Annotated in this window: 23 protein-coding genes, 4 pseudogenes and 1 other annotated feature; of the genes and pseudogenes, 22 read left to right on the top strand and 5 right to left on the bottom strand. The window is 38.3% G+C overall.

Annotated elements, in window-relative coordinates; translation table 11 throughout:
• Positions 1–160 precede the first annotated feature (160 nt).
• Positions 161–982 (bottom strand): STAS domain-containing protein, encoded by an 822-nt coding sequence (locus AC3ISE_RS12295; RefSeq protein ID WP_489221187.1) that lies wholly within the window; start codon positions 980–982, stop codon positions 161–163.
• Positions 983–1859: 877 nt separating this feature from the next.
• Here AC3ISE_RS12295 and AC3ISE_RS12290 point away from each other — a divergent pair.
• The 4 genes from AC3ISE_RS12290 to AC3ISE_RS12275 all read left to right on the top strand — a co-directional run bounded on the left by AC3ISE_RS12290 (position 1860) and on the right by AC3ISE_RS12275 (position 8216).
• Positions 1860–2837, top strand: coding sequence for an alpha/beta fold hydrolase (locus tag AC3ISE_RS12290; RefSeq protein WP_489221185.1), 978 nt, complete (start codon positions 1860–1862; stop codon positions 2835–2837).
• A 335-nt stretch (positions 2838–3172) separates the two neighbouring features.
• Positions 3173–6391 carry a DEAD/DEAH box helicase gene (locus AC3ISE_RS12285; protein ID WP_489221184.1) on the top strand — a complete coding sequence of 1073 codons (3219 nt, stop codon included), beginning with the start codon at positions 3173–3175 and terminating at the stop codon, positions 6389–6391.
• Positions 6392–6690: 299 nt separating this feature from the next.
• Positions 6691–7527 carry a cupin domain-containing protein gene (locus tag AC3ISE_RS12280; RefSeq protein ID WP_489221183.1) on the top strand — a complete coding sequence of 279 codons (837 nt, stop codon included), beginning with the start codon at positions 6691–6693 and terminating at the stop codon, positions 7525–7527.
• Positions 7528–7745: 218 nt separating this feature from the next.
• Positions 7746–8216, top strand: coding sequence for a DinB family protein (locus tag AC3ISE_RS12275; RefSeq protein ID WP_489221182.1), 471 nt, complete (start codon positions 7746–7748; stop codon positions 8214–8216).
• Positions 8217–8371: 155 nt separating this feature from the next.
• Here AC3ISE_RS12275 and AC3ISE_RS12270 read toward each other — a convergent pair whose 3' ends face one another.
• Positions 8372–8653, bottom strand: coding sequence for a hypothetical protein (locus AC3ISE_RS12270; protein WP_489221181.1), 282 nt, complete (start codon positions 8651–8653; stop codon positions 8372–8374).
• 161 nt (positions 8654–8814) lie between these two features.
• Here AC3ISE_RS12270 and gvpO point away from each other — a divergent pair, with 161 nt between their 5' ends.
• The 12 genes from gvpO to AC3ISE_RS12210 all read left to right on the top strand — a co-directional run bounded on the left by gvpO (position 8815) and on the right by AC3ISE_RS12210 (position 14770).
• A complete protein-coding gene (gene gvpO / locus AC3ISE_RS12265) occupies positions 8815–9072 on the top strand; it encodes a gas vesicle protein GvpO (protein WP_489221180.1) in 258 nt (85 codons plus the stop codon).
• Positions 9063–9806, top strand: coding sequence for a GvpL/GvpF family gas vesicle protein (locus AC3ISE_RS12260; RefSeq protein WP_489221179.1), 744 nt, complete (start codon positions 9063–9065; stop codon positions 9804–9806). Before gvpO ends, AC3ISE_RS12260 begins: the two co-directional genes overlap by 10 nt.
• Positions 9803–10060 carry a gas vesicle protein GvpG gene (locus tag AC3ISE_RS12255; RefSeq protein WP_489221178.1) on the top strand — a complete coding sequence of 86 codons (258 nt, stop codon included), beginning with the start codon at positions 9803–9805 and terminating at the stop codon, positions 10058–10060. The genes AC3ISE_RS12260 and AC3ISE_RS12255 overlap by 4 nt, the downstream gene beginning before the upstream one ends.
• Positions 10061–10122: 62 nt before the next feature.
• Entirely contained in the window at positions 10123–10938 is an 816-nt protein-coding gene (locus AC3ISE_RS12250) for a GvpL/GvpF family gas vesicle protein (RefSeq protein WP_489221177.1), read from the top strand.
• A 12-nt stretch (positions 10939–10950) separates the two neighbouring features.
• Positions 10951–11238 (top strand): gas vesicle protein, encoded by a 288-nt coding sequence (locus AC3ISE_RS12245; RefSeq protein WP_489221176.1) that lies wholly within the window; start codon positions 10951–10953, stop codon positions 11236–11238.
• On the top strand, positions 11192–11476 hold the full coding sequence (locus AC3ISE_RS12240; protein WP_489221175.1) for a gas vesicle protein K: 285 nt from the start codon (positions 11192–11194) through the stop codon (positions 11474–11476). Before AC3ISE_RS12245 ends, AC3ISE_RS12240 begins: the two co-directional genes overlap by 47 nt.
• A 33-nt stretch (positions 11477–11509) precedes the next feature.
• Positions 11510–11800 (top strand): gas vesicle protein, encoded by a 291-nt coding sequence (locus AC3ISE_RS12235; protein WP_489221174.1) that lies wholly within the window; start codon positions 11510–11512, stop codon positions 11798–11800.
• 18 nt (positions 11801–11818) lie between these two features.
• Positions 11819–12172 (top strand): gas vesicle accessory protein GvpU, encoded by a 354-nt coding sequence (gvpU, locus tag AC3ISE_RS12230; RefSeq protein ID WP_489221173.1) that lies wholly within the window; start codon positions 11819–11821, stop codon positions 12170–12172.
• A gap of 26 nt (positions 12173–12198) precedes the next feature.
• Positions 12199–12462: a gas vesicle structural protein GvpA gene (gvpA, locus tag AC3ISE_RS12225; protein WP_489221172.1), complete on the top strand. Its 264-nt coding sequence runs from the start codon at positions 12199–12201 to the stop codon at positions 12460–12462.
• A 140-nt stretch (positions 12463–12602) separates the two neighbouring features.
• On the top strand, positions 12603–12830 hold the full coding sequence (locus tag AC3ISE_RS12220) for a helix-turn-helix domain-containing protein (RefSeq protein WP_070877682.1): 228 nt from the start codon (positions 12603–12605) through the stop codon (positions 12828–12830).
• A 510-nt stretch (positions 12831–13340) separates the two neighbouring features.
• The gene (locus AC3ISE_RS12215) at positions 13341–13721 is read left to right on the top strand and encodes a hypothetical protein (protein WP_489221171.1); all 381 of its coding nucleotides are present in this window, start codon (positions 13341–13343) and stop codon (positions 13719–13721) included.
• A gap of 116 nt (positions 13722–13837) precedes the next feature.
• The gene (locus AC3ISE_RS12210; RefSeq protein ID WP_489221170.1) at positions 13838–14770 is read left to right on the top strand and encodes a PstS family phosphate ABC transporter substrate-binding protein; all 933 of its coding nucleotides are present in this window, start codon (positions 13838–13840) and stop codon (positions 14768–14770) included.
• 80 nt (positions 14771–14850) lie between these two features.
• Here the strand turns inward: AC3ISE_RS12210 and AC3ISE_RS12205 are convergent, their stop codons facing one another.
• The 3 genes and pseudogenes from AC3ISE_RS12205 to AC3ISE_RS12195 all read right to left on the bottom strand — a co-directional run.
• Complete coding sequence (locus tag AC3ISE_RS12205) at positions 14851–15369, bottom strand: ferritin-like domain-containing protein (protein ID WP_489221169.1); 519 nt, start codon at positions 15367–15369, stop codon at positions 14851–14853.
• Between the two features lie 263 nt (positions 15370–15632).
• A pseudogene (locus AC3ISE_RS12200) lies at positions 15633–15740 on the bottom strand (KGG domain-containing protein); the annotation flags it as partial.
• 351 nt (positions 15741–16091) lie between these two features.
• Positions 16092–16214, bottom strand: a pseudogene (locus AC3ISE_RS12195) (KGG domain-containing protein); the annotation flags it as partial.
• Between the two features lie 529 nt (positions 16215–16743).
• On the opposite strand from AC3ISE_RS12195, the gene AC3ISE_RS12190 reads away from it, so the two are divergent.
• The 6 genes and pseudogenes from AC3ISE_RS12190 to AC3ISE_RS12165 all read left to right on the top strand — a co-directional run bounded on the left by AC3ISE_RS12190 (position 16744) and on the right by AC3ISE_RS12165 (position 22849).
• Positions 16744–17772 carry a serine hydrolase domain-containing protein gene (locus AC3ISE_RS12190; RefSeq protein ID WP_489221168.1) on the top strand — a complete coding sequence of 343 codons (1029 nt, stop codon included), beginning with the start codon at positions 16744–16746 and terminating at the stop codon, positions 17770–17772.
• A 389-nt stretch (positions 17773–18161) separates the two neighbouring features.
• Positions 18162–18406, top strand: a binding site (T-box leader).
• Between the two features lie 102 nt (positions 18407–18508).
• Positions 18509–19758: pseudogene (locus AC3ISE_RS12185) on the top strand (MFS transporter).
• Positions 19759–20082: 324 nt separating this feature from the next.
• Positions 20083–20538 (top strand): hypothetical protein, encoded by a 456-nt coding sequence (locus tag AC3ISE_RS12180; protein WP_489221167.1) that lies wholly within the window; start codon positions 20083–20085, stop codon positions 20536–20538.
• A 41-nt stretch (positions 20539–20579) separates the two neighbouring features.
• Positions 20580–20933 (top strand): YciI family protein, encoded by a 354-nt coding sequence (locus AC3ISE_RS12175; RefSeq protein ID WP_489221166.1) that lies wholly within the window; start codon positions 20580–20582, stop codon positions 20931–20933.
• Between the two features lie 610 nt (positions 20934–21543).
• Positions 21544–21954 carry a GNAT family N-acetyltransferase gene (locus AC3ISE_RS12170; protein WP_489221165.1) on the top strand — a complete coding sequence of 137 codons (411 nt, stop codon included), beginning with the start codon at positions 21544–21546 and terminating at the stop codon, positions 21952–21954.
• Positions 21955–22058: 104 nt separating this feature from the next.
• A pseudogene (locus tag AC3ISE_RS12165) lies at positions 22059–22849 on the top strand (phosphotransferase).
• The last annotated feature ends 149 nt before the right edge of the window (positions 22850–22998 follow it).

The following is a 22998-nucleotide window of genomic DNA, read 5'->3' as shown; positions in this document are numbered from 1 at the left end:
TGCTATATATATTGACTAGCAACCGATTGTGAATACAATGATAGATGAAATTAATGGATTTTATCATCAAATACTGATTACAGGAAGAAAATGTTCGAAACAAGAGTTAAAGCATTAGAAAAAGAGTCGGCAAAGCGACCCTCCCTAAGAGTCTCCGTGTTTAACTTAATAAGTATTTATTCAATGCTTGTTGTAAAGTTCCCAATGTTTGTGCTTTTTCATTTAATCTCATTCCCACGCTTATCATATTTTTAACCACTTCAGCTCTTAACCCGGTAATCACAGTTTCACATCCCATTAATGAAGTGCCATCAATAATCCTCATTAAGTGATCAATTACTTCCGGCTCCATTTTCATAATTCCAGACAAGTCCATAATCAATGTTTGAATCCGTGTTTTTCCAATCTCTATTAAAACTTTTTCCTCGAGAATATTCGTTCGGTAAAGATCAACCGCACCAATTAACGGCAAAATACTTATAGTGGGTGTTATTGGTATTATAGGCACCGAAAGATTTTCAACTAATTCTTTTTGAGCCATTATCAATGAATCTTTGTATTGAGAGTATGTAATAAAAAAACCATTTAAAAACCGGTCTACTTGATTATTTACTTGTTTTTCTACCGAAAAAAATTCTTCAGTTAAAACCTTGTTCGTTACCTCGTTATATTCTTGTAGGAACTTCCACAAGGTTCTTCGAATGGCTTGCACCCACTCTAATTTGAAAGATAATGGAATTGCGTGTGTCGCCCAAGCTATACCTTCTTGTTTAGCAAATGATTGAAGTTCTTGTTCTTTACCCTCAATAATATAATGAATCAGCATATGGGCATTATTTATCAGGTCAATATTACCGACCGTTAAAATTTCTTCAATTTTTTCTTTCACATTAAACGCTTCGTTTAATAATGAATCTTCAAAATTCTCTTTATTCTCTTGGATGAATTCCAGTAGTTTATATGATTCTAGTGAACCCTTCATAATTTAATCCCCCTTATTAAATGCCTAAACTACCCTGTAAGTATTATTCTAATACTAAAAGCTTCTAATTTAAAGGTAAATTGGAAGTAACTAAGTTGGAAATAATTACTGAAAAAGAAGTGAGTTTGAGAAAGTTATTAAATTTAATAGGTGCCTTAACTTTTTGAGGTTCAGCTATAACAAACGTAACAAATCCAATTCCTTCGAATGAATACAAAGGATTTAAAAATGCGGGATAAATAAAGCATTATCTATTACTTTATTAATTTAAATTAAGGATCTCAACAAACGTGCGAGATAATTGAAGAACTGAGGGAACTCCATATCAAGTTGGAGTTCCTTTTCTAATGTGTTGTAATACACCGGGTAATGAATGGCGTTAAAAATATCACCTCATTAGCAGGACTTTGTTGAGCAGCAAAGTCCTGCTAATTCCTATGCGATTTGATATGTTCAATTTGCACAGGAATTACTAGTAAACCCTTATAAATCAACAAAGAAGCATATCAATTCCTTCGGATTAGTATGCTAATTGATAGATTATTCACGGTATTATTTAGCGGTTTACCTATCAGCCGAACTAGTTAGTCTTTTTGTCACTGCTCTTTTTCCCCTGAATGATCCTAAAATTTATTAGATATGGAATCTATGAATTTACAATTAACTAAGTATTAAACAAAGATAGGAAGCGCTGTACTTAAAGCTTTTTTAAATAAAATTTAACCTTTGATAGATCCTGATTTTAACCTTCATTGATTAAGATAAACATGAAAGCGTATAAGGAGGGTGGATAATTAAACGATCAGAATAGAAAAGAAATCCTGCATTAAGTACGGAATTTTTATCGATAGATCTAATAAAGGAAGCAGGGAAAAATATGAAAATAAAAAAGATAACGAGAAATATTCTATTAATCATAGCAACAGTTCTCATTCTTTGGATTACTTACCATCATGTTATGAATATATTTGAGCAAAAAAAGTACCAAGCTGCAGGGGAATTGGTTGAAGTAGATGGCAAGAAGATGCATGTCTACACAAAAGGGGATGGTGAACATACAATTGTCTTGTTAAGCGGCCTGGGAACAGCGGCACCCGTGCTAGATTTTGAGCCTTTGATTAATAAGATGGCTAAGCACAGCAGAATTGTAGTTGCAGAGCCTTTTGGATACGGCTGGAGTGATCTGACAACTAAGGAGCGGACAGTGGAAAACATAGTGGAAGAATTAAGAACAGCTCTAAAGAATGCGAATATAGAAGGGCCCTATATATTAATGCCCCACTCCGTTTCCGGAATCTATACGATGTATTACGCCAATAAATATCCAGAAGAAATTAAAGGTATTATAGGGATCGATTTAACTTTGCCGAAGGCTTTGGAGTATTTTAATGAATCTCCTCCAACTTTGCCCAAGTATATGAGCTTTGCTGCCCGGACTGGGATAGCAAGACTGGCATTATCTATTATTCCTAATGAGTTCCTCCCAATAGCACACGCGGGAACTTATTCCGAAGAGAATTTAAAGATGACCAAAACCATATCTGCTTGGAAAGGCTATAATCAAAATGTCGTGAATGAAGCAAATGAATTAAAGAATAACATAAAAAAAACAAAAGATATGTCATTTCCTCCAACTATTCCCGTCATGATCTTCACTCCGGATAAAAAGGAGGCAAATGAAGAAGGCCGATCCAATAAAACTTTTTATCAAACGGAATTAAGAAACGTTGCTGAAAATAAACTCGTTATCTTAGACGGGCACCACTATCTCCATTGGACGCGGTATAAAGAAATATCCGATCACGTTAATGAATTCATTTTGAATGGCTCTTTTAGTAAAACTTTGTTGCAATAAGAACAGATGTTTTTTAAAACCATAAGTGGAGCGGAAAGGAACGGACAACATTTATAATTTAAAACAACAATCTATGCGAAATCAGTATTTTGAAAAGAAATGTTATTGGAAATAAAAGGCGGTGTAAAAGTTTCTTCGAAATGAGAGCATTTATTTCTCATAGTATGACATGGCATGATAACACTCTAACAAAATGATACAATTATGATAATTGATTTTTACAAGGGGAATCAACGTACATTTCTTTATACATCGGCAGTTTCTTAAACATACACTGTTTATATAAACAATCCTTGATAATAGATGAGAATTACCTTCAAGAAGGAGTTAAGCATTTGAATAGTAAATTAAATGAAAAAATCATTAAAGATAGATGTGGAACTGTCTCCTTCAAAAAAGGAGACTCTTTTTATCGGGGGAATCATGTGATATTTGATCATTATGGTCCGGAAGGTTGTGAAGCCACGGTTACAGGTAAGGAAGATTTTCATGTCGTGATTGAAAAGGATGAGAGCGGAGGTTTGCGAACTACATGCAGCTGTCCAACGCTTGCTTCTTATCAAAAGGATTGTCAGCATATTGCAGCCGTTTTACTTTCGATTTATGCACACCAGCGACAAGGAACAAGTCCTGCTGATTCAAGCGACAGGCACTCTGAATCTTCAACAAATCAAGCACTGACAGAGGGCTTGCTGACCATTTTTCATGATAAACCTATCCGATCAAGCAGACAGCAGCTTCACTTTGAAAAAAGACAGGTGCTGGGTGCGGAGTTTGTTTGTAAGCCCATCAACATTTCTGAAAACGAAAACATGTTTGGAATACAACTTAAGATCGGTCTGGAACAAGTGCAAAATATCCGTCATTTTCTTGAGCAAGTGAAAGCTGGTATGCCTTGCCTGCTATCAAAATCATTTAAGTATGATTCAAACCTTCATTGTTTTCAAAATGATACAGATGCTGTGATTCAGCAGCTCATACAAGTTATTTATGATGAAAAGGTGTATATGGACGAGCTGCCAGGAAAATCAGATTATGTAAGCAATAAGAATATTTTGCTTATTCCTCCATCTTCATGGGACAGGCTTCGTCCTTTACTGGAGAAAGCGCCTAAAGTGAAGCTTGAGTATGACGGGAATATATATAAGGGCCTTAGCTTAATGAACGAACCACTTTCATTACAGTTTGACTTTTCTGAAGCGAGTGGCAAAGGCTTTCAATTGACGATCAATGGGCTAAAACAAATGGTTGTACTGAATTCATATAGGTCTGTTCTATATGAAGGAAAGCTAGTACAGATGAAAAGTGAGGACTGTAAACGTCTTTCAGACCTAAAACAGATGCTGGAAGCTTCAGGAACGAATCAAATTCCGATTCCGCTTGAGCAAGTAGAGTTTTTCATGGAAAAAGTGGTGCCAGGTTTGAGAAGACTGGGTAATGTCCAGATCTCTGAAGCAGTTTCAAAAAAGTTTTTAAAAACACCGTTACTAGCAAAGCTATATTTGGATCGTGTGAAAAATCGCCTGCTGGCGGGACTTGAGTTTCATTATGAAAACTTTGTTATTAATCCTTTGGAAAGGCGTGAACTTCCTGCAGGCTCTATGCTTATAAGGGATGTGGAGAAAGAGGAAGAGATCCTTGCGCTAATGGAGGATAGCTTATTTGCCAAGACGGACGGCGGATATTTTCTGCATAATGAGGAGCTTGAGTATGAGTTTTTGTACCATGTCGTTCCCAAACTTCAAAAGCTTGCCCAACTATATGCAACTACCGCAGTGAGGAATCGGATTTTCAGAAAGAACGCCCGTCCTCAAGTTAGGGTGAGGGTAAAAAAAGAGCGGACTAATTGGCTGGAGTTTAAATTTGAAATGGATGGCATCTCAGAAAAACAGATTCGTGAGGTTCTATTGGCTCTGGAGGAAAAACGCAAGTATTATCGTTTGCGGAATGGATCGCTCATGTCGCTTGAGACAAGGGAATTTGAAGAAATCAACCGGTTTCTGAATGCACTGCCGGTCCAAAATGAAAATCTGGAAAACGGATTGAATTTCCCGATCGTCAAAGGTCTTCAGCTGCTTGATTCTGCCCATGATCATGCATTCAAGTTAGAAGAATCATTTCTTCAATTCATGGAAAACCTTCGCAATCCGGGAAAATTGGAATATGAGGTGCCAAATGGTTTAAATTCAATCTTGCGGGACTATCAAAAGCAAGGCTATCAGTGGATGAAAACACTTGCCGGTTATGGGTTTGGAGGGATTCTTGCGGATGATATGGGGCTTGGTAAAACGCTCCAAAGCATCACTTACATTCTATCTGAGCTTCCTGACATTCGTAAAAAGAAGCTCCCGGTTCTTATTGTTTGTCCATCTTCTTTGACGTATAACTGGCTAGGTGAAATCATGAAATTTGCCCCGGTTTTAGAAGCTGTTGTCATTGACGGCAATAAAACAGAGAGGTTCGAGATTCAAAAGCACGCAGCGGATATGGATGTTGTCATTACTTCCTATCCGCTGCTGCGGAGGGACATCAATATGTTTGAGAAACAACCCTTTCACACGGTGTTTTTTGATGAGGCACAGGCATTCAAAAATCCTGTGACACAAACAGCGAGAGCGGTAAAGAAGATAAAGGCAGAAAATCGCTTCGCCCTCACTGGTACCCCGGTTGAGAATTCACTGGAGGAGCTGTGGTCCATCTTTCACGTTGTCTTTCCTGAACTGTTCCTTGGATTAAAGGAGTACAGTAACCTATCAAGGAAAAAGATTGCACGAAGAATCCGTCCATTTTTGCTTCGCAGATTAAAAGAGGATGTTCTCGCAGAGCTTCCAGAAAAAATCGAGTCGACGGATTCAGTGGAGCTGACCCCTGAACAAAGGACCCTGTACGCTGCTTATTTGGCGAAGCTTCGGCATGACACGCTTAAGCATCTGGACAAAGATAGTCTCAGGAAAAACCGGATCAAAATTCTCGCTGGGTTGACTCGGCTGCGGCAGATTTGCTGTCACCCCGCTTTGTTTGTGGACGGCTATAAAGGTAGCTCAGCGAAATTTGAACAGCTGAAGCAGATTGTAGAGGAATCCAGACTTTCTGGAAGGAGGGTGCTGATTTTCTCCCAGTTTACAAAAATGCTTGAGCTTATTGGGAGAGATTTGGCAGCTCAAGGGATTCCTTTTTTCTATCTCGATGGACAAACTCCATCAAAAGAACGTGTGGAGATCTGCAATCGATTTAATGCAGGCGAGCGTGATTTTTTCCTCATTTCCTTGAAGGCAGGCGGAACAGGTCTCAATTTGACTGGCGCTGATACGGTAATCCTCTATGACATTTGGTGGAATCCTGCAGTCGAAGAGCAAGCAGCAGACCGCGCCCACCGCATTGGCCAAATAAATTCTGTACAGGTCATAAAGCTTGTCAGCAGAGGGACAATCGAAGAAAAAATGAATGAACTGCAAGAGAAAAAGAGACAGCTGGTTGAAGAAATTATTGACTCTGAGGAGAAAGAGTCTACAGCTCTTACCGAGGAGGACATTCGGGAAATATTGATGATATAGGCGTAGTTATGCGAAGTTCCAATCAATCTGCTAGTTGCTGCTTTATAAAAGGGTCTTTTCATAAATATTGTTGCATTTAGACAAGGTGTCTATTGCTATTAGTGGATTGCAGCGGAAGGAAGGGACAACATCTTAATAAAAAACAAAAATATATGCGAAAACAGTCTTATAAAATATTGAAAGTGTTCCGATTCTAACGGGGCTACAACTGTTTCCTCCATTAAGTCATTTTGAATCTAGGTACATTCCCTGCACAAGTGAATAGGATATTTTTATAAACTGTGAAGGGAATGTGAAAAATGCACTATGCTCCTTATATGTATTCTTATCAGTATCCATATCAATACCCATATTATGTGAATGGGCCAATGAATGCCTATGGAAGACAATCTGTTTACTGGACGTATCCTAATGAGATCATGCATGCAAACAGCTTTGATTCTTTTCGCTCTTCAGGCGGAGCCGGGAATATTTTACTAACAGATTACGGACCAAATCCATTTACCGTAAATATCAATGAAGCAACGAAGCAAAACAATACTTATCGTACGGCTTTATGGACAGGAACCCATTTACAAGTGACTTTAATGAGTCTCAATGCTGGTGAAGATATCGGTTTAGAAATGCATCCTGACGTTGATCAATTCCTGCGGATTGAACAAGGCCAGGGAATCGTACAAATGGGCAAGAGTAAAAATGACTTAAATTTCAAAAGAAATGTTTATGATGATGATGCGATATTCATACCTGCGGGAACATGGCATAATCTAACCAATACAGGTAATGTTCCGCTGAAACTTTACTCGATCTATGCTCCTCCTAACCATCCATTTGGAACTGTTCATGTCACCAAAGCAGATGCAGTGGCTGCGGAAGAAGGAAGCGGTCATAGCAATGGAAATACAGCTGTTTTTGGCAGGACTCCAGATGAATGGGTACAGTACACGGAATTTTTGGTAAATGAAGGGTTAGAGGACGTTAAAAGAGGAATAAATGCTACACACATTCTTCAAGAATTTATTTTAATGGGAGTTCTTGTTGGCAAGGGGTATTCCCCTGAAAAAGCATATGAAACAGTTGAAGAATGGGAACGGACGGGAGAATCCAAACTTCTTCAGCAAAGCAAAAAGATGTAAAAGATTATGTTAAGAGAAATAAATACTTAAAAAATTGTTAAGGGTTTTGTCGAATCGGCAACCCTTTTTATTTTTACACACAAAATGTTATATCCACAATCATGGACACTTTATGGAGGAGAAATGCTCTGTATTATAGAAGTGATGGGTATAGAAAAAATCGGTTTTTACTAGTGTGCTGTTTTTGTAAATGATAACTGTTCAAGGAGGAGACAACATTGAACCGAATTGAATTCCTTTTAAAAGTGCTCGATTCAACGTTTGATAAGGAGAGCTGGTATGCTCCGCTTAAATATGCAATGGAAGGAATAACAGCAGAACAAGCAAGTTGGAGACCCCCGGAAGAGGCAGCTAAAACAATCTGGGAGAATGTTAATCATCTCATTTATTACAAAGAGAGGCTTGCCGCTCACATGGAAGGCCGTGACTGGACACTAAATCTCAGTGGGGACGAAAACTTCTATCTCACCGAACAATCAAATGACGAGAAGGATTGGAAAAAAGTCGTTGAACGAGCTGTAAACGCTCATCGCAATTTAAGAAAGATCCTAAGTGAAACTTCCGTTGAAGAACTTGACCAAAATGGTCTTGAAGGAAAACTGCTGGATATCTTTCTTCACGACGCATATCATACGGGTCAAATGATTCAAATCAGAAAAATGCAGGGGTCGTGGCCATCCCATCGCTGATTCGTATGTATAAACAGTTTGTTTTAGTGAATGAAATGATTATTTAACCACAATAAAACTGATTGAGGTACTTCCCCGACCTTTAATTTTGCCCATAAAAAAACTGCACCTCCAAAAGTTAGACCATGTCTAACCTTTGGGGTGCAGTTTTTTTATCAGTCATCTTTTCTATCTGAATCATTCATATCTTCCGGATCTTCAACTGGATCCTCTGGGTCTGGATTTGAATCTTTTTCATCATCTTTATTCATTGTATCATTTTCATCTACACCTGGTGCTTCATCATTTCCATTCTCATTTTCATCCATGCCGGGTTCTTCCTCATTTTGTTCTTCTTCAGGCGGTGCCGGATCCTGATCATCATTTGTGGCACACCCAGCAAGAAGGAAAGCTGAGACTAATACACCCATAAGCAGTGATAACCATTTTTTATACATAATAAAACTCCTTTCTATTTACATTGTTTTTACTATTTCCAGATCAGATAGAACTTATGTAGACAAACCGCAAGAAAAATGAAATCTGTCATTTGTATTCATAAAAACCTTAAATGAGGAAAATCTAACAAAAATAGGATGGAAAGAAAGGGACTGGAAATATGAAAGAAACACTTGAAACGATCCAGCATTTTTTTACTGAGCATCTTTCTGCGCCGCATAAAATTCCTTCAGTTGAACCTGATGATGACGGTTACAGGGCAGTGGTTGAAATTATTGAGGAAAAAGAATATATGAGAAAATACGCACGAGATGAAATGGTAGGCGTTTATGAGGTGAAGCTGAACAGCGAAAATGAAGTGATTTCTTATTCGCGCATCTATTTAAAAAACAGGGGGGAGACAGGACATTGGGAGTAAGTCCAGAAAAAAATGGATTATATGTATTTTGCATCGCTGAGAATAAGAGCAGGAAATCAGAGAGCATTTTTTTTGCCGGCAAGGAACGTGATTTGATTTTCCTGCATTATCGTGAAATGGTTCTTGCAGCTGCAGTGGTTCCTCTCAATCTGCGTCCGTTAAAAGAAAACCTGCTTATGCACCAGAAGGTTATTGGCTCTCTTTTAGAAACAAGTGATACTGTCTTTCCGTTTAGCTTCGGACATGTGATCAGGTCAAATAAGGAAGCAGCCTCTCTGCTGCAGCGTCTATATCCTCAGCTTAAAAATATGTCCCCGCTAATCAGAGGGAAAATAGAAGTTGGACTGAAAGTGATCGGTAAAAAGGATTGGCTATTAAAAAAGCTGGGAGAAGCACAATCCGGGCTGAGCGGGGGGCCAACAAGCACCAAGGAGCGTATAAAACTAGGTGAAATGGCTGAACACTTTTTTCTGAAAGTAAGGAAACAGTTTGATCTGAATCTTCATCAAAAACTTTCATCTGCTGCTGATCAATCCAGACTGAACAGCATTTTAACCGAAACCATGCTGCTGAATGCTTCTTACTTAATCAAAAAAGAGGAGGAAGCAGCCTTCGATCGTCTAGTGGAAAGTCTGTGTGAACCTTTGAAGGATCAAGCTGACTTTATCTATACAGGGCCTTGGCCAGCATATAATTTTGTTGACATCAGGCTTAAGGAGGAAAAAAGCTCATGATTTCCATTCTTTTATTTCCATTAAAGCTTTTACTGATGACAGCTGAAAAAGTGAAGGAGGAGGCAGACCGGGAGCTTTATGATGTTGGGGTAATACAAAGAAAGCTTTTGATGCTTGAAGTTCGGCATGAAAACGGCGAGTTGGCTGATGACGAGTTTGAACAGCAATATTCACAATGGCTGTGCAGGTATGAAGAAGCCAGAGAAAAGGAACGTCATGCATGGACGGATTGGATAGAATACACATCAGATTAAGATCATGCGCTTGAATAAATGACTAGATGATATTGAACTGACTGAATTTGAGGGGTAACAGAATGGGCGATTTGATTTATTTATATGGATTGATACCAACGGAAGAAGAGGCATTACATCAATCGTTTCCATCTCTCACAGGCTTTGATGGAAAACGAAAGCTGTATACCATTCCAATCGACAATGTCACAGCCGTTGTGTGCGAACTGGATTCTGATGATTATTCAGAAGAAGCCATTAAAGACAAGATCGACAGTGATATGGAATGGCTGCAGGAAAAAGCACTCCATCATCATGAAACGGTTGCTGCCCTTTATAAAAGCTTTACGATCATTCCGCTGAAGTTTTGCACGATTTATAAAAATGAAGAAAGCCTGCAGCAAACGATTCAATCGAATGTCTCACGGATTGAAGAAACCCTTTCTATGCTCCAGGGAAATGAAGAATGGAATGTGAAAATCTATTCGGATGATAAAGAGCTGAAGAAGCAGATAAGTGAAAACAATTCTGCGATTGAAGCGAAAAAAAAGGAAATAAGCGAGCTGCCGCGCGGAAGACAATTTTTCGAAAAGAAAAAGATTGATAAGCTGACCCAGGATGAGCTTGAAAATGAGAAGAATCGAGTTTGTGAACAAGTGCATGAAAAGCTGAAGGAGCACTCGCTTCACGCAGCTATTAAGAAAAATTGGAGCAAAGATGTCACAGGTCTAAAAGAAAACATGGCATGGAACAGCGTGTTTCTTCTTCCGATTTCCAGTGTGGAAAACTTCCTGAAAGAAATAAAACGGTTTGAACAGGAATTAGGAGGCACCGGCTGGAGGTTCGAAGCCACAGGCCCATGGCCGGCATACCATTTCTCCAGTTTTTCATCGAAGTGAGGGATCTGCCAGATGTCTCTTAGAGAATCAGTTGAAAACAAGGATATTGCACTCATTGATATTTTAGATGTCATTCTCGATAAAGGTGTGGCAATCAAAGGCGATTTAATCATTTCAATTGCAGGTATAGATCTTGTGTACTTAGATTTAAGAATTTTAATTGCATCCGTTGAAACACTTGTTCAATCAAAAGCAGGCAATCGGAAGCCCGTCACATCTGATCAATTTGATAAGCAGAGGGAGGAGTTAGCAGGTGCAGCAGGCGAACGGAACAAATGGCAGAATCCAGCTGGATCCTGACAATGCAGAGCAGGGACTTGCGCAGCTTGTCTTGACCATTATTGAGCTTCTAAGACAAATTGTCGAGCGTCATGCGATGCGGCGGGTGGAGGGCGGAACGCTTACGGATGAGCAAATTGAAAATCTGGGAGTTGCCCTGATGAATCTGGAAGACAAAATGGATGAACTGAAAGAGATCTTTGGTCTCGATGCCGAAGATTTAAACATCGATCTCGGTCCTTTAGGGAATTTGCTCTAGCTTTCATATTGTATTCGATAAGGAGGAGAAAACATGCTGTCAGAACATTCTCTGCAGGCAGGTTCCATAGTAGATGTTTTAGAAAGAGTTTTGGACAAAGGTGTTGTGATTGCTGGAGATATCCGCATCAATCTTGCAGATGTTGAGTTATTAACGATAAAAATCAGATTAATCGTTGCTTCGATTGATAAAGCAAAAGAAATTGGACTCGACTGGTGGGAAACTGATCCATATTTTAGTTCAAGAGCTTCGCTGCCGGAGCGAAAACAGGTGGATGGCAGAGACTATCCGTTAGATATTCTAGATTTAGAAAGGTTAGTTTAAGGAAGGGAGTGACTGGATGTGCGTCATGAAAATCATCAGGATCCCGTTCTCGAAACCCTCGTCATCACAGCAAATCATCATGATATAAAAGTGAATCTTCTATTGACCGTGGATGGGGTGCTAGTATCAGGAACAATGATTTCAGCAAAGGAATACTTAATGGAATGCGGGAAGCGATTTGAGAAAAATGAAGACGATGAAGCAAAATTACTGAGCCAGAAATTTTATGAGGCAAGTAAAGGCGCAGGAGACCATAAATCTGCTGCTTATGTTCATTTGAAAAATGTGCAAATTAAAGGCAACCAGGTTCCTTCTTCTTCCTATTGGAGATGCAGGATCGAAGATGTGAGCGGGTTTGTTATAGGCAATTGAAAATAGTGATGAGAGAAGGGATTAGGATGCATGTCAAAAAAAGCAATGATGGATCAAGCCTTGTCGAAGTCATTGACAGAATATTGGATAAGGGCATTGTCATTGATGTCTATGCTAAGGTATCAGTTCTTGGATTAGAAGTGATTACGGTAGAAGCACGAATCGTGATCTCAAGTATTGAAACGTGGCTGAGATATGCAGATGCGGTGGATCTCCTTAAAAATGGAGAAGACGAGCCTGATCAGGGGGGACCAAAGGAGCTCCTGGATCGACTGTTATTTCCGATTTAATGATCAACTTATATATAGAAGAGATTCATGAATATATTTTTAATAATCATTAACATAATGTTCACGTTTACAATGATGCAATAAGCTGATGAAGTGATAAACTAAAAGTATAAATTGGATGATTTTAGGGAGGAATCAGCATGTCACATTTTGGTGAACATTTAAAACATTATCGTGAGCTGAAAAACATGAGTCAGGAAGAACTTGCTTTTAAAGCGCGTCTTGGACGCCAAACCATCGAAAAGTATGAATCCGGTGAAAAAGTGCCTGACACCCAAACCATCTTAAAACTCTCTACGGTCTTAGATGTCCCTGCATCAGAACTTGTTGATAAGGAGAATTTTCAAAAGAAGAACAAAATAAATTAATCATTTATTTAAAAAAGCGTTTCCCTCAATTCAAGGGATACGCTTTTTTAGTGTAACAACTGATTAGTAATCAATCCAACAAAGACAGCTGCTAACAGGAAAGCAGGAATCGAAATTAAAATTTTACTCAGCAAACGGATTTTGCTGAAGCGTTTAGATCCTTTTTTAATCAGCTTATAACTGAAATAAAACAATGCTCAAGAAATAACGATGACGATGAAATCTATTAAAGTAAATGGTTTGCCTAAATAAGGGTCAATACATAGATTAAAGGTAATAAGTGCACTGAATAAGATGAAATGATAGTAAAAAAACGCACTAGACTCATAAGATTATTCTCCAATACAAGTATGTTTATTCTTCAAATTATAAACTTGATTGGCAAAAATGTAATTGGCAGGAATGTTTTTTAGGAAAATAATCCTTTTATAGTAATAAATTCTACAAATATATTGTGAAAATATGGGTGTAGGTGTAATTACACTATATGGTGAGGTCAGGAGTGCTAGTATGTTTATTAAATGGTTTTTATATTTCGGATTAGTTCCATTTGCTTTATTCCTTCTATCTGTTATTTTTTTAAGTGCTGAGCTAAATCGTATATTCATAGCTTCACTTATAGTCTTTATCGCAGGTGGTTTAGTGGCAGGATGGCTGAAATCCAGAAAGCCGAATGAAAATGATTTATTGATCGTTTCCCTGCCGCTTGCGTATACAGCGCTGCTTTGGGCAGTTTGTATGCTTGTAAGCGGAGGTTTTATCGGGGACGGCGCGTGGCTTTATTACGGAATTTTTCACATGGCCTTTGCACTGGTTTTTTCTTTTCATCTTTTGAAGGAGAAGGAAGAACCTTTTTATGGGCACCTCTTGCTTATGAAATGGCCTTACTAGTGCCGGTGCTGATTTCCCTGTTAGTAAATAAGCGTGTGTTCGCTTTTTCCCTTAAAAAAGGGATCGCTATTCTTTCCATTATAATAATAGGAATAGGCACTGGAGCTGCTGTTCAAATGAATCGGAATAAAACAGTGCTCCCTTCATATGGCTATGAGTATGGCGGCGGGTTTTCAAGTACGGATCTGACACCTTATGACGTGACAAATCCTGATAACAAGCTGCCAAAACTGAAAAACGGTTCAGATTTTACGATTGAAAATTCGAGTGAAATGCCTGTTCTTGACGGGGCGGAAGCCGCCTATCCTGTGTATTCAGCATTTTCAGAATCGACCTACAAAAATGTCCGGTCTGTCGTCTCAATGGAAAAGGAAGTTGTCAGCTTTACGAATACCATTTATGCCTATGAACGGCTGCTGTCTGGTGAGGTCGATCTTTACTTTGGAGCTAAGCCGTCAAAAGAACAAAGGTTGATGGCTGACGAGGCAGGGAAAGAGCTTGTCATGACACCGATTGGAAAAGAGGCTTTTGTTTTCTTTGTCAATCCTGGTAATAAGATTGATAGTCTGTCCGTATCTGACATTCAAGGCATTTATTCAGGTGGAATCAATAATTGGTCTCAGCTTGGGGGCAAGGATGAAAAGATAGTTGCTTTTCAGAGGCCTAAAAACTCTGGAAGCCAAACACTGCTTGAAAAGATTATGGGGAATACGCCGATTGAAAAACCATTAAAAGAGGAAGTGCCTCAAGGAATGGGCGGCATCATAGAGCAAGTCGCAGATTATCGGAATTATGAGAACGCCATCGGGTTTTCTTTCCGCTTTTTTGCAACGGGAATGAAGGAAAATCAAGACATTAAGCTTCTTGCAATTGATGGGATCGAACCGGATCCGGAGAATATTTCAAGCGGGAAGTATCCTTTTACCGCGAATCTTTACGCCATCAGCTTAAAATCAAATCCCAATAAAAACATTGACCCGTTTTTGGAATGGATGAGAGGGCATCAGGGTCAGCAGATTGTTGAAGAGATTGGGTACATAAAAAACTAGTCCTCTTTAAGACATTCTAATAAAAACTATTCAAAAATCCCTTCAAATCAAAGAAGGGATATTTGATTGCGGATGCAAATTTATGGAGTTTGGCTTAACCCTCTTTTGAAAGCTTCTAAATGATTTCTGGAAGCATTACCGAGACGTTTCAAGACTGTTTTTACATCTGAGGGCAGATCGGCGGCTGCAAATTTATCATACATTGCAATGTTATCTATTTCTCCATCAACTCCAGCCTGAAATGCATCTTTCAAAGTGTTCGGAGCTGAAGTATATTGTTTAGCTGTGTTTTCAGGCACCATGATCTTGTACTTTTCAAAAAGCGGAAGAAGGGCTGATATGTGCCTTTGTTCTGCTGTTTTTATTTGAGTGAAGGGTCTGATTGATCCAAACTTTTCAATGATCACGTCATATCTTGCTTGAGCAAGATATTCATCTTGCAGAGCGTAAGTCAGCGCTTCGTCCAGTGTGATCGCAGAATCCTGCAGAGCACCTTTAGCTCCGTAATCCGGTGGAAGCGGTGTCGCTGCATGAGCGTGAGGAATCATAAAAGTAAAAAGGGATAAAGCTGTGATAAAAAGAGCCCATTTCTTCAACATTATATTTCTCCTTTATTGTTAGTCATGCAGTTATGTTTTACAAAAAGGATTTTAATATGTATTTTTTTTGAATCGATAAGTAGGGAGATTGGATAGTCAGCTGTTCTGACTGTAAGTTTCTAATTCCTTCTTTACCTAAAAATTAGCTGCTCATTTAGGGATGATACTGTTTCAGCTCACTCCTAAATTAACAAATTGGGTGTCTACTATGACGACAAACAGCCCCTCTTTAAAAAAAGAAGGGCTGTTTGTCATCCATCTTAACGTCTGCTTTTTTCTCCGCCTTTTTGTCCGATCTCCTGGTAAAACTCCTTATCGTGTGAATCAGCGGTGGCTTGTCCACCTTTGCGTCCAGCTTCCTCACGGCTCATTTTTCCGTTATTGTCAGAACTGCTGCTGTTATTTGATTGATTTTGATTGGAGGAGCTTGCCTGCCCGCCTTTGCGTCCAGCTTCCTCGCGGCTCATTTTTCCGTTATTGTCAGAACTGCTGCTGCTATTATTGGATTGATTTTGATTGGAGGAGCCTGCTTGTCCGCCTTTGCGTCCAGCTTCCTCGCGGCTCATTTTTCCATTATTGTCAGAACTGCTGCTGTTATTTGATTGATTTTGATTGGAGGAGCTTGCTTGTCCGCCTTTGCGTCCAGCTTCCTCGCGGCTCATTTTTCCATTATTGTCAGAACTGCTGCTGTTATGATTCGATTGATTTTGCTGAGCGGCATTTGCCTGTCCGCCTTTTTGTCCGATTTCCTGGTAAAATTCCTTATCATGAGAGTCTGCTGTAGCCTGTCCGCCCATCCGGCCTGCTTCTTCGGGGCTCATCTTGCCATTGTTCTGGTTAGCCATCATACATTCCTCCTAAGAAATTGATTTTTAACTACGCTGTTTACTTACCCGCCTCTGAAGGGATAAAACGGAATTTAAATAAAAAATTCCAAAAGAACTAGTTGGAAACTGTTAAATAGATCCAATGAACCAAGAGTAAAAAGAAATTATAAACGAAGTCAAAGATGTCAAATCGGTCTTTTATATAGATAAAGACTGCATCCAGTTAAGTATTTGGTAGGTTCAGAGGTGCAGAACAGTAAAGCGCACAGTAATTCGCATACTATATAACAGCTAAAATGGAAATAACAGTTATTCCATTAATGCTTTTTTTGATGTTCCGCAATCGGGCGCAATTCTGCAACAAGAATTGTGCTCTTTTTTACGTTAAAGACCATTTTCTAGAATAAGTAAAGGAAATATAAAAGGTAAATCGAATCTATAGAGGATGTACAGTTGAAATTGCAATGTTTAAGCAATATACATTTGACCCTTCATTAGAAGAGGGGGCTTCGAAGAAATATATTTCATCTAAAACGGGGTGTGTAACTTGGCTAATAAAGGTTTAAAGGAAAGTGAATCGCTAGAAAAAGTCATAAACAATGAGGGATTTTCAGGAGTTGTTTTTGTTAAGGATGACAATGAAGTCCTATTCGAAACAGCGTCTGGTTATTCCAATCGGGCTGAAGAACGGTTGAATACCGTACATACACGTTTTGGGATTGCTTCAGGCTGTAAGTTGTTCACTGCGATCGCGATTTGTCAACTCGCTGAGAACGGAATATTATCCTTTGATACGCGACTCAATGACTGTTTGGATGTAGTATTTCCGCATTTTGATGAAAATGTAACGATCCATCATTTATTAACCCATAGTTCTGGAATTCCAGACTATTTTGACGAAGAGACTATGGATAACTTTGAAGATCTTTGGAAGCGAACACCTATGTATCTGTTAAAGAATTTAAACGATTTTCTTCCATTGTTTAAAAATGAAAAAATGATGTTCAAACCTGGAGAGAGATTTCATTATAATAATGCTGCATTCCTTCTATTAGGGCTGATTGTTGAACAACAAACAGGCCATTCTTTTACCGACTATATTGAAACAAATCTTTTTGAAAAATGCGGAATGAATGACTCAGGATACTTTTCATTTGATCGGCTCCCCAAAAACACAGCTTGCGGATACATCGACTATGAAGATGGGACATGGAAAACGAATATCTACTCGATTCCAATTAAAGGTGGTGCTGATGGAGGAGCCTATATCTCTGCACCGGATATGATCAAACTTTGGGAAGCATTATTGGATTATCGTCTATTAAGTGAAAGATATACTGAACTGCTTATGACTCCACACATTCATGTAAAAGAGGGGGTCGATTACGGGTATGGGATTTGGATCAACAAACGGAACAATACCATATTCAAGTATCATGTAATGGGATACGATCCTGGGGTGAGCTTCCATTCAGCGGTATATCCTGAGTCCGGGATTAAACTTGCAATCCCTTCAAACAGAAGTACAGGACCATTTAAAATTATGAAAGCGATAGAGGAATATTTTGAGGTTTAACTCCCTTGGTGGTATTCCATCTCGCATGGGAACAACAGTGTCCATGATGGCAATTGGTTCACTTGACTCCAACTGTTTTCGGAATTATGTAAGCCTGGTGTTATAGGTTTTGAGGGATACTGAAGGCAGCGATTAATGAAGATATTCTTTGGCTTGAGTTCGCTGGATTATCCGAATGTATTTTTTGTAAAAACTATTAAGCTTTGTTCTTATATTTTTGTTTCAGTTAGCATAAGATGGATCGCTCTATCTTTATTATAGACTTGGGCAGTTAAATGGAATAATGATGTTTGTTCACATATTGGTAAGAATACCTTACCTAATTAAATGTTGTTTTTTAGAATTTCGCATTTACATATAATGTTAATCCGAGTATGATAGATTTAATAATAAATGCGATGAAGAGAAGAGTAGATAAGATCCATTCTTTCTAGAGAGCTCCGTTTGGTGGAAAGGAGCAAGAATGCTTTGTTGAAACAAGCCTCTGAGTGTCATATCGGAACCTCATGGGGATGGTATGACGGGAGCTCCCGTTATAGAGCTAAGGTATAGAATGATTGTACTTGATAAGATTAATATGGCGACATATTAATAAACTGGGGTGGCACCACGATTATAAAATCTCGTCCCCAAGACTTAGGTCTTGGGGGTGGGATTTTTTTGTTTTGTACATAGTTATTTTTTTCTACAAATTGAGTTTTTACGTGATTTAGAGAGGAGATAATAAAGAATGGTTTTGATTAAGAATTTTGCTTCTTGGAAATATCCATTCATTCTATTAATTGGAATCGGAGTTTCAAATGTTGGGGAATGGATTTATTTTATAGCACTTAATTTAATCGTGTTGGATATGACCGGTTCACCCCTTGCCGTATCAGTCCTTTATATTATTAAACCGTTGGCTTCTCTAGTAACGAATTTTTGGGCGGGGAGTATGATTGATCGAATAAACAAACGAAAACTTATGGTTTTTCTTGATTTATTCCGTGCTGTATTTATAGCTTTTTTACCTTTTATGTCATCCATATCCCTAATTTATTTAGTTGTATTTATCATAAATATGGCGAGTTCTATGTTTGGTCCAACTTCAATGATTTATATAACAAAATTAATTCCTCAAGAAAAAAGAAAACAATTTAATTCCCTGCATAGTCTAGTTACATCAGGTGCATTTTTAATTGGACCAGCAATTGCAGGGTTATTATTTTTTATTGGTACGCCGATATTTGCCATTTATATAAACGCAATAGCATTATTTATTTCAGGAATTATTACACTATTCATGCCTAATATAGAAAAACAAACAGTTGCTTCATCATCAAATAATAGGATATCGATAGCAGTAATAAAAAATGATTGGATTTCTGTCGTTGAATTTAGCCTGAGATATCTCGTTACATCATGCTGATTTATTTTTTGTTCAGTTGTGTAATGGTAGTAATGGCGAGTGCCGTAGATTCCCTTGAAGCAGCTTTTGCCAAAGAGGTCCTATTTTTGTCAGACAGTGAGTATGGCTTTTTGGTTACAATTGCAGGAGCTGGCATTATAGTTGGATCTATCATTAATTCCTTAATAGTTAAAAAACTGGAAACATCCATATTAATTGGTTTCGGGACTGTTTTAGTTTCAACTGGGTATATTATCTATGCTTTTTCAAATTCTTTTATCGTTGCTGCAATAGGTTTTTTTATTCTAGCCTTTTTTATTGCTTATGCTAATACCGGCTTTCTTACATTTTATCAAAACAATATACCAGTTGATATTATGGGTCGTATCGGGAGTGTCTATAGCTTAATACAAGCGGTTTTAGTCATAACAATCACTGGCATTATGGGAGTGGCAGCTCAGATTACTTCAATTGAGACAGTTGTCATTTTAGGTGTATTAATCATGATGATATTATCCATAATCTTATGTGCTTTTACTTTAATACCTGCAAATAAACAATTCTATGAAGCTGAAGCTGCTGAAGCTAGGGGTCTTTAATCCGAGACTAATGGGCTTCTCAATGATCTTCAATTAACCGATCTAATAGAAGCTGCTGGTTATTCCATTAGGAGGCTATCTAAAATAAGATGGTCCTCCTTTTTTTGTAAAAATAGTCATTGTGCAACTGAAGATTATTTGAAATAATTGGTATTAAAAATGAGGTTCAATCAAGGGGAAGATTCTAGGATTTTACATACTAATGTTGTAGGTAAAGTTCTGGTGAAAGGTTTGAAAGAGTTTAAACTTCGGCAATTTGGGGAGATTGCAAAATTGAGAAACTCTTTTTATATGGTTAGGGGCTTCTGAACTAAGGGGGATTTTATGGAGAAATTATTGAAGATAATCACAAGCATTTTTCTACTGTATTTATTAACAGGATGTATAGCGGAAGAATATGATTTTACTCCTCCTGCTGTTACACTTTCAACTTCTGATAGTATCCAATCAGAAGAGCTAAAAGAAGCGAATGTTCGTTGGACAGGTGAAAATAGCAAGCTTCTAGAGAGAAAAACAGAGGATTTTCTCTCATTTGCCAGAGAACAAAAGCAGTTGTCCTTTACTGCAGGACAACGAATAGACCTTCTATTTGACAGCGAAGATTTTGTGGTGGAAGAGTTAGCCGTTTCAGTTTGGAAAAATGATGAAAAGATTGAATTAGAATTAAATGAACAGCGTTCCTTCTACTTTCCAAAAGAAAAAGGGAAATATGCAATTGTAGTGGAACTAGAGACTGATAGAGGATCCGCACAATATGTAGGAAATATTGATATTAATTAATATCAAAAAATAGGGAAACTGCCAAGAAGGAGGAAATTTTTATGCTGTTTATGATGATTGTCAAAGCCTCGAAGAATTCGGAAGCTGGAAATCTCCCGAGCTCTGAGCTCATTGAAGCCATGACGAAGTACAATGAGGAATTAGTTAAGGCAGGCGTGCGGGTTGCGGCTAAAGGACTTCATCCAAGTTCAAATGGGATTCGCCTTTCGTATCCGAAACCAGGGGAAAAGCCGGTGGTTACGGATGGCCCATTTACGGAATCGAAAGAATTGATTGCCGGGTTCATTCTGATTGATGTGAAGTCGAGGCAAGAAGCTATCGAGTGGGCCATGAAGATGCCGGACCCGCAAGGACATGGGGAAGGTCAGATTGAATTGCGTCAAGTATTTGAATAAATGAGTCTCTGGAGCTGACCAAGAATCCGGAAATGTTGGCCAAGGAACCGGAATGACGCGAGAAATCTGAGAAGGGAAGGCGATCGTGATCCCCTCTAGAACCAAGCGTACCATTGAAGGAATTTGGACGGTCGAATCGGCTAAATTCATTGCAAGTGTTGCTAGTATCGTTCAAGATGACAGTCTTGCGGAGGATTTGGCTCAAGATGCAATGGTAAACGCGCTTGAACATGGCCGGAGTCAGGTATTCCGGAGAACCTGGGAGTCTGGCTCACGACTGTTGCCAAACGTCGGGCCATTGATTTTCTGCGTCTAAACAATTTACGTGATCAAAAATATGAGGAAATTGATCGCAACATGGAATTCAAAAAAAAACGGATTATGATCCAATTGACGAGGAGATCAATGACAATCTCCTGCGTCTCATCGGTGGCGTTTATCCAAGAAGGGATTGACGCTCTTTTTATTGAATTCTATTTACAACTTCTAATTATGGTTATAAATAACAGCAGAAATTTGTTGAGGTGATATAAGTTGAGGTGATATAAGTGGTAAAGTTACGAAAAAATACCTCCTGCAGAAAGTGAAATTGAAGGAGAAGTTAGTAAGTATGACAATCACATTTAAAGAAACTGCCAAACTAGAAGTTCAAGCAGTCAAAGCATTGTATGATAATGTAAAATGGTCAGCCTACACTAGTGATATGCCTAGGTTGATGGAAGGAATTAAAAGTTCTCTGATGGTTATCACTGCCTGGGATCATGGAAAGTTAGTAGGGTTAATTAGAGTGGTGGGAGATGGAAAGACAATCATATATATACAAGATATATTGGTGTTAAAGGCATATCATAATAAAGGGATTGGCTCTCAACTTCTTAAATTAATGTTATCAAAGTATACTGACGTTAGACAAAAAGTATTATTGACTAATGATGCAGCAGATGTAAGAGCTTTTTATGAAAAACACGGATTTTCCTCCTGTGATAAAGGAGATTTAGTATCATTTTCAAAAATTGATTAAATTACGCTTATTCCACCATCGGGGGCGTTTGTTTGCAATAAAGTGTGAGCATTCTTAACATATTAAGGACTTGGGCAGGATTGCGGAAAAAAGGAGGTGCATATATGCCTAATCGTACAAATGAGGAATTGTTAGCTGGAGGCAACGTCACAAAAGTATATAGGTCAGGTAATACAGTTAGACGGGAAGTAAAGTCAAATAGCAAACAAATTCATGCACTGTTAAACCATCTTGAAAACAAAAGGTACGATTATGCTCCTAGACACCTTGGTATCGATAAAAATGGAAGAGAGATACTATTATTTATTGAAGGAGAAGCTGGTAATTATCCTTTAAAAGAATACATGTGGTCCGATGATGTCTTAATAGAAATAGCGAAAATGCTCCGTTTCTATCATGATTCTGTAAGCGACTTTCCATTTGATGATAGTTGGCAATCATTAGATAATACCCCGCAACATGCAGAGGTATTATGCCATAACGACTTTGCAGTATACAACATTATTTTTCGTAATGAAAGACCAATAGGTATTATTGATTTTGATGTAGCTGACCTGGTCCACGAATTTGGGACATAGCTTATAGTCTTTACACTTGTGTTCCATTAAGTAGATTTTATCTTTCTGAAAAAGGCGGGAAAGTTTATTATGATTCATTTCAAGATGCCAACCGTATTAAAAACAGAGTTAAATTGTTTTTTGATTCTTACGGTGAAGGTTTTGCAGATAATTATATAGAAATGGTACTGCTGCGTTTAGAAGGATTATGTAAAACAATTACAAGAAGAGCGGGTGAAGGTGACCTTGCTTTTCAAAAGATGATAGATGAAGGTCATCTTAAACATTATCAAAATGATATTAAATTCATTTCTGAGCATAGGAATGACTGGACTTAAATCTTTCTTTCGTTAAAGGTTGCTATTATTGAAGAACTGAGGGAACTCCAAATCAAGCTGGAGTTCCTTTTTTTACTTTGTTGTAATACCAGTGCCTCAATTAGCGGGAATTGTTGACCAGCAAAGTCTTGTTAATTCCTATTCTATAA

This window comes from Metabacillus sp. KH_069 (assembly GCF_057838075.1).
This window is presented reverse-complemented; position numbering and strand designations above follow the sequence as displayed.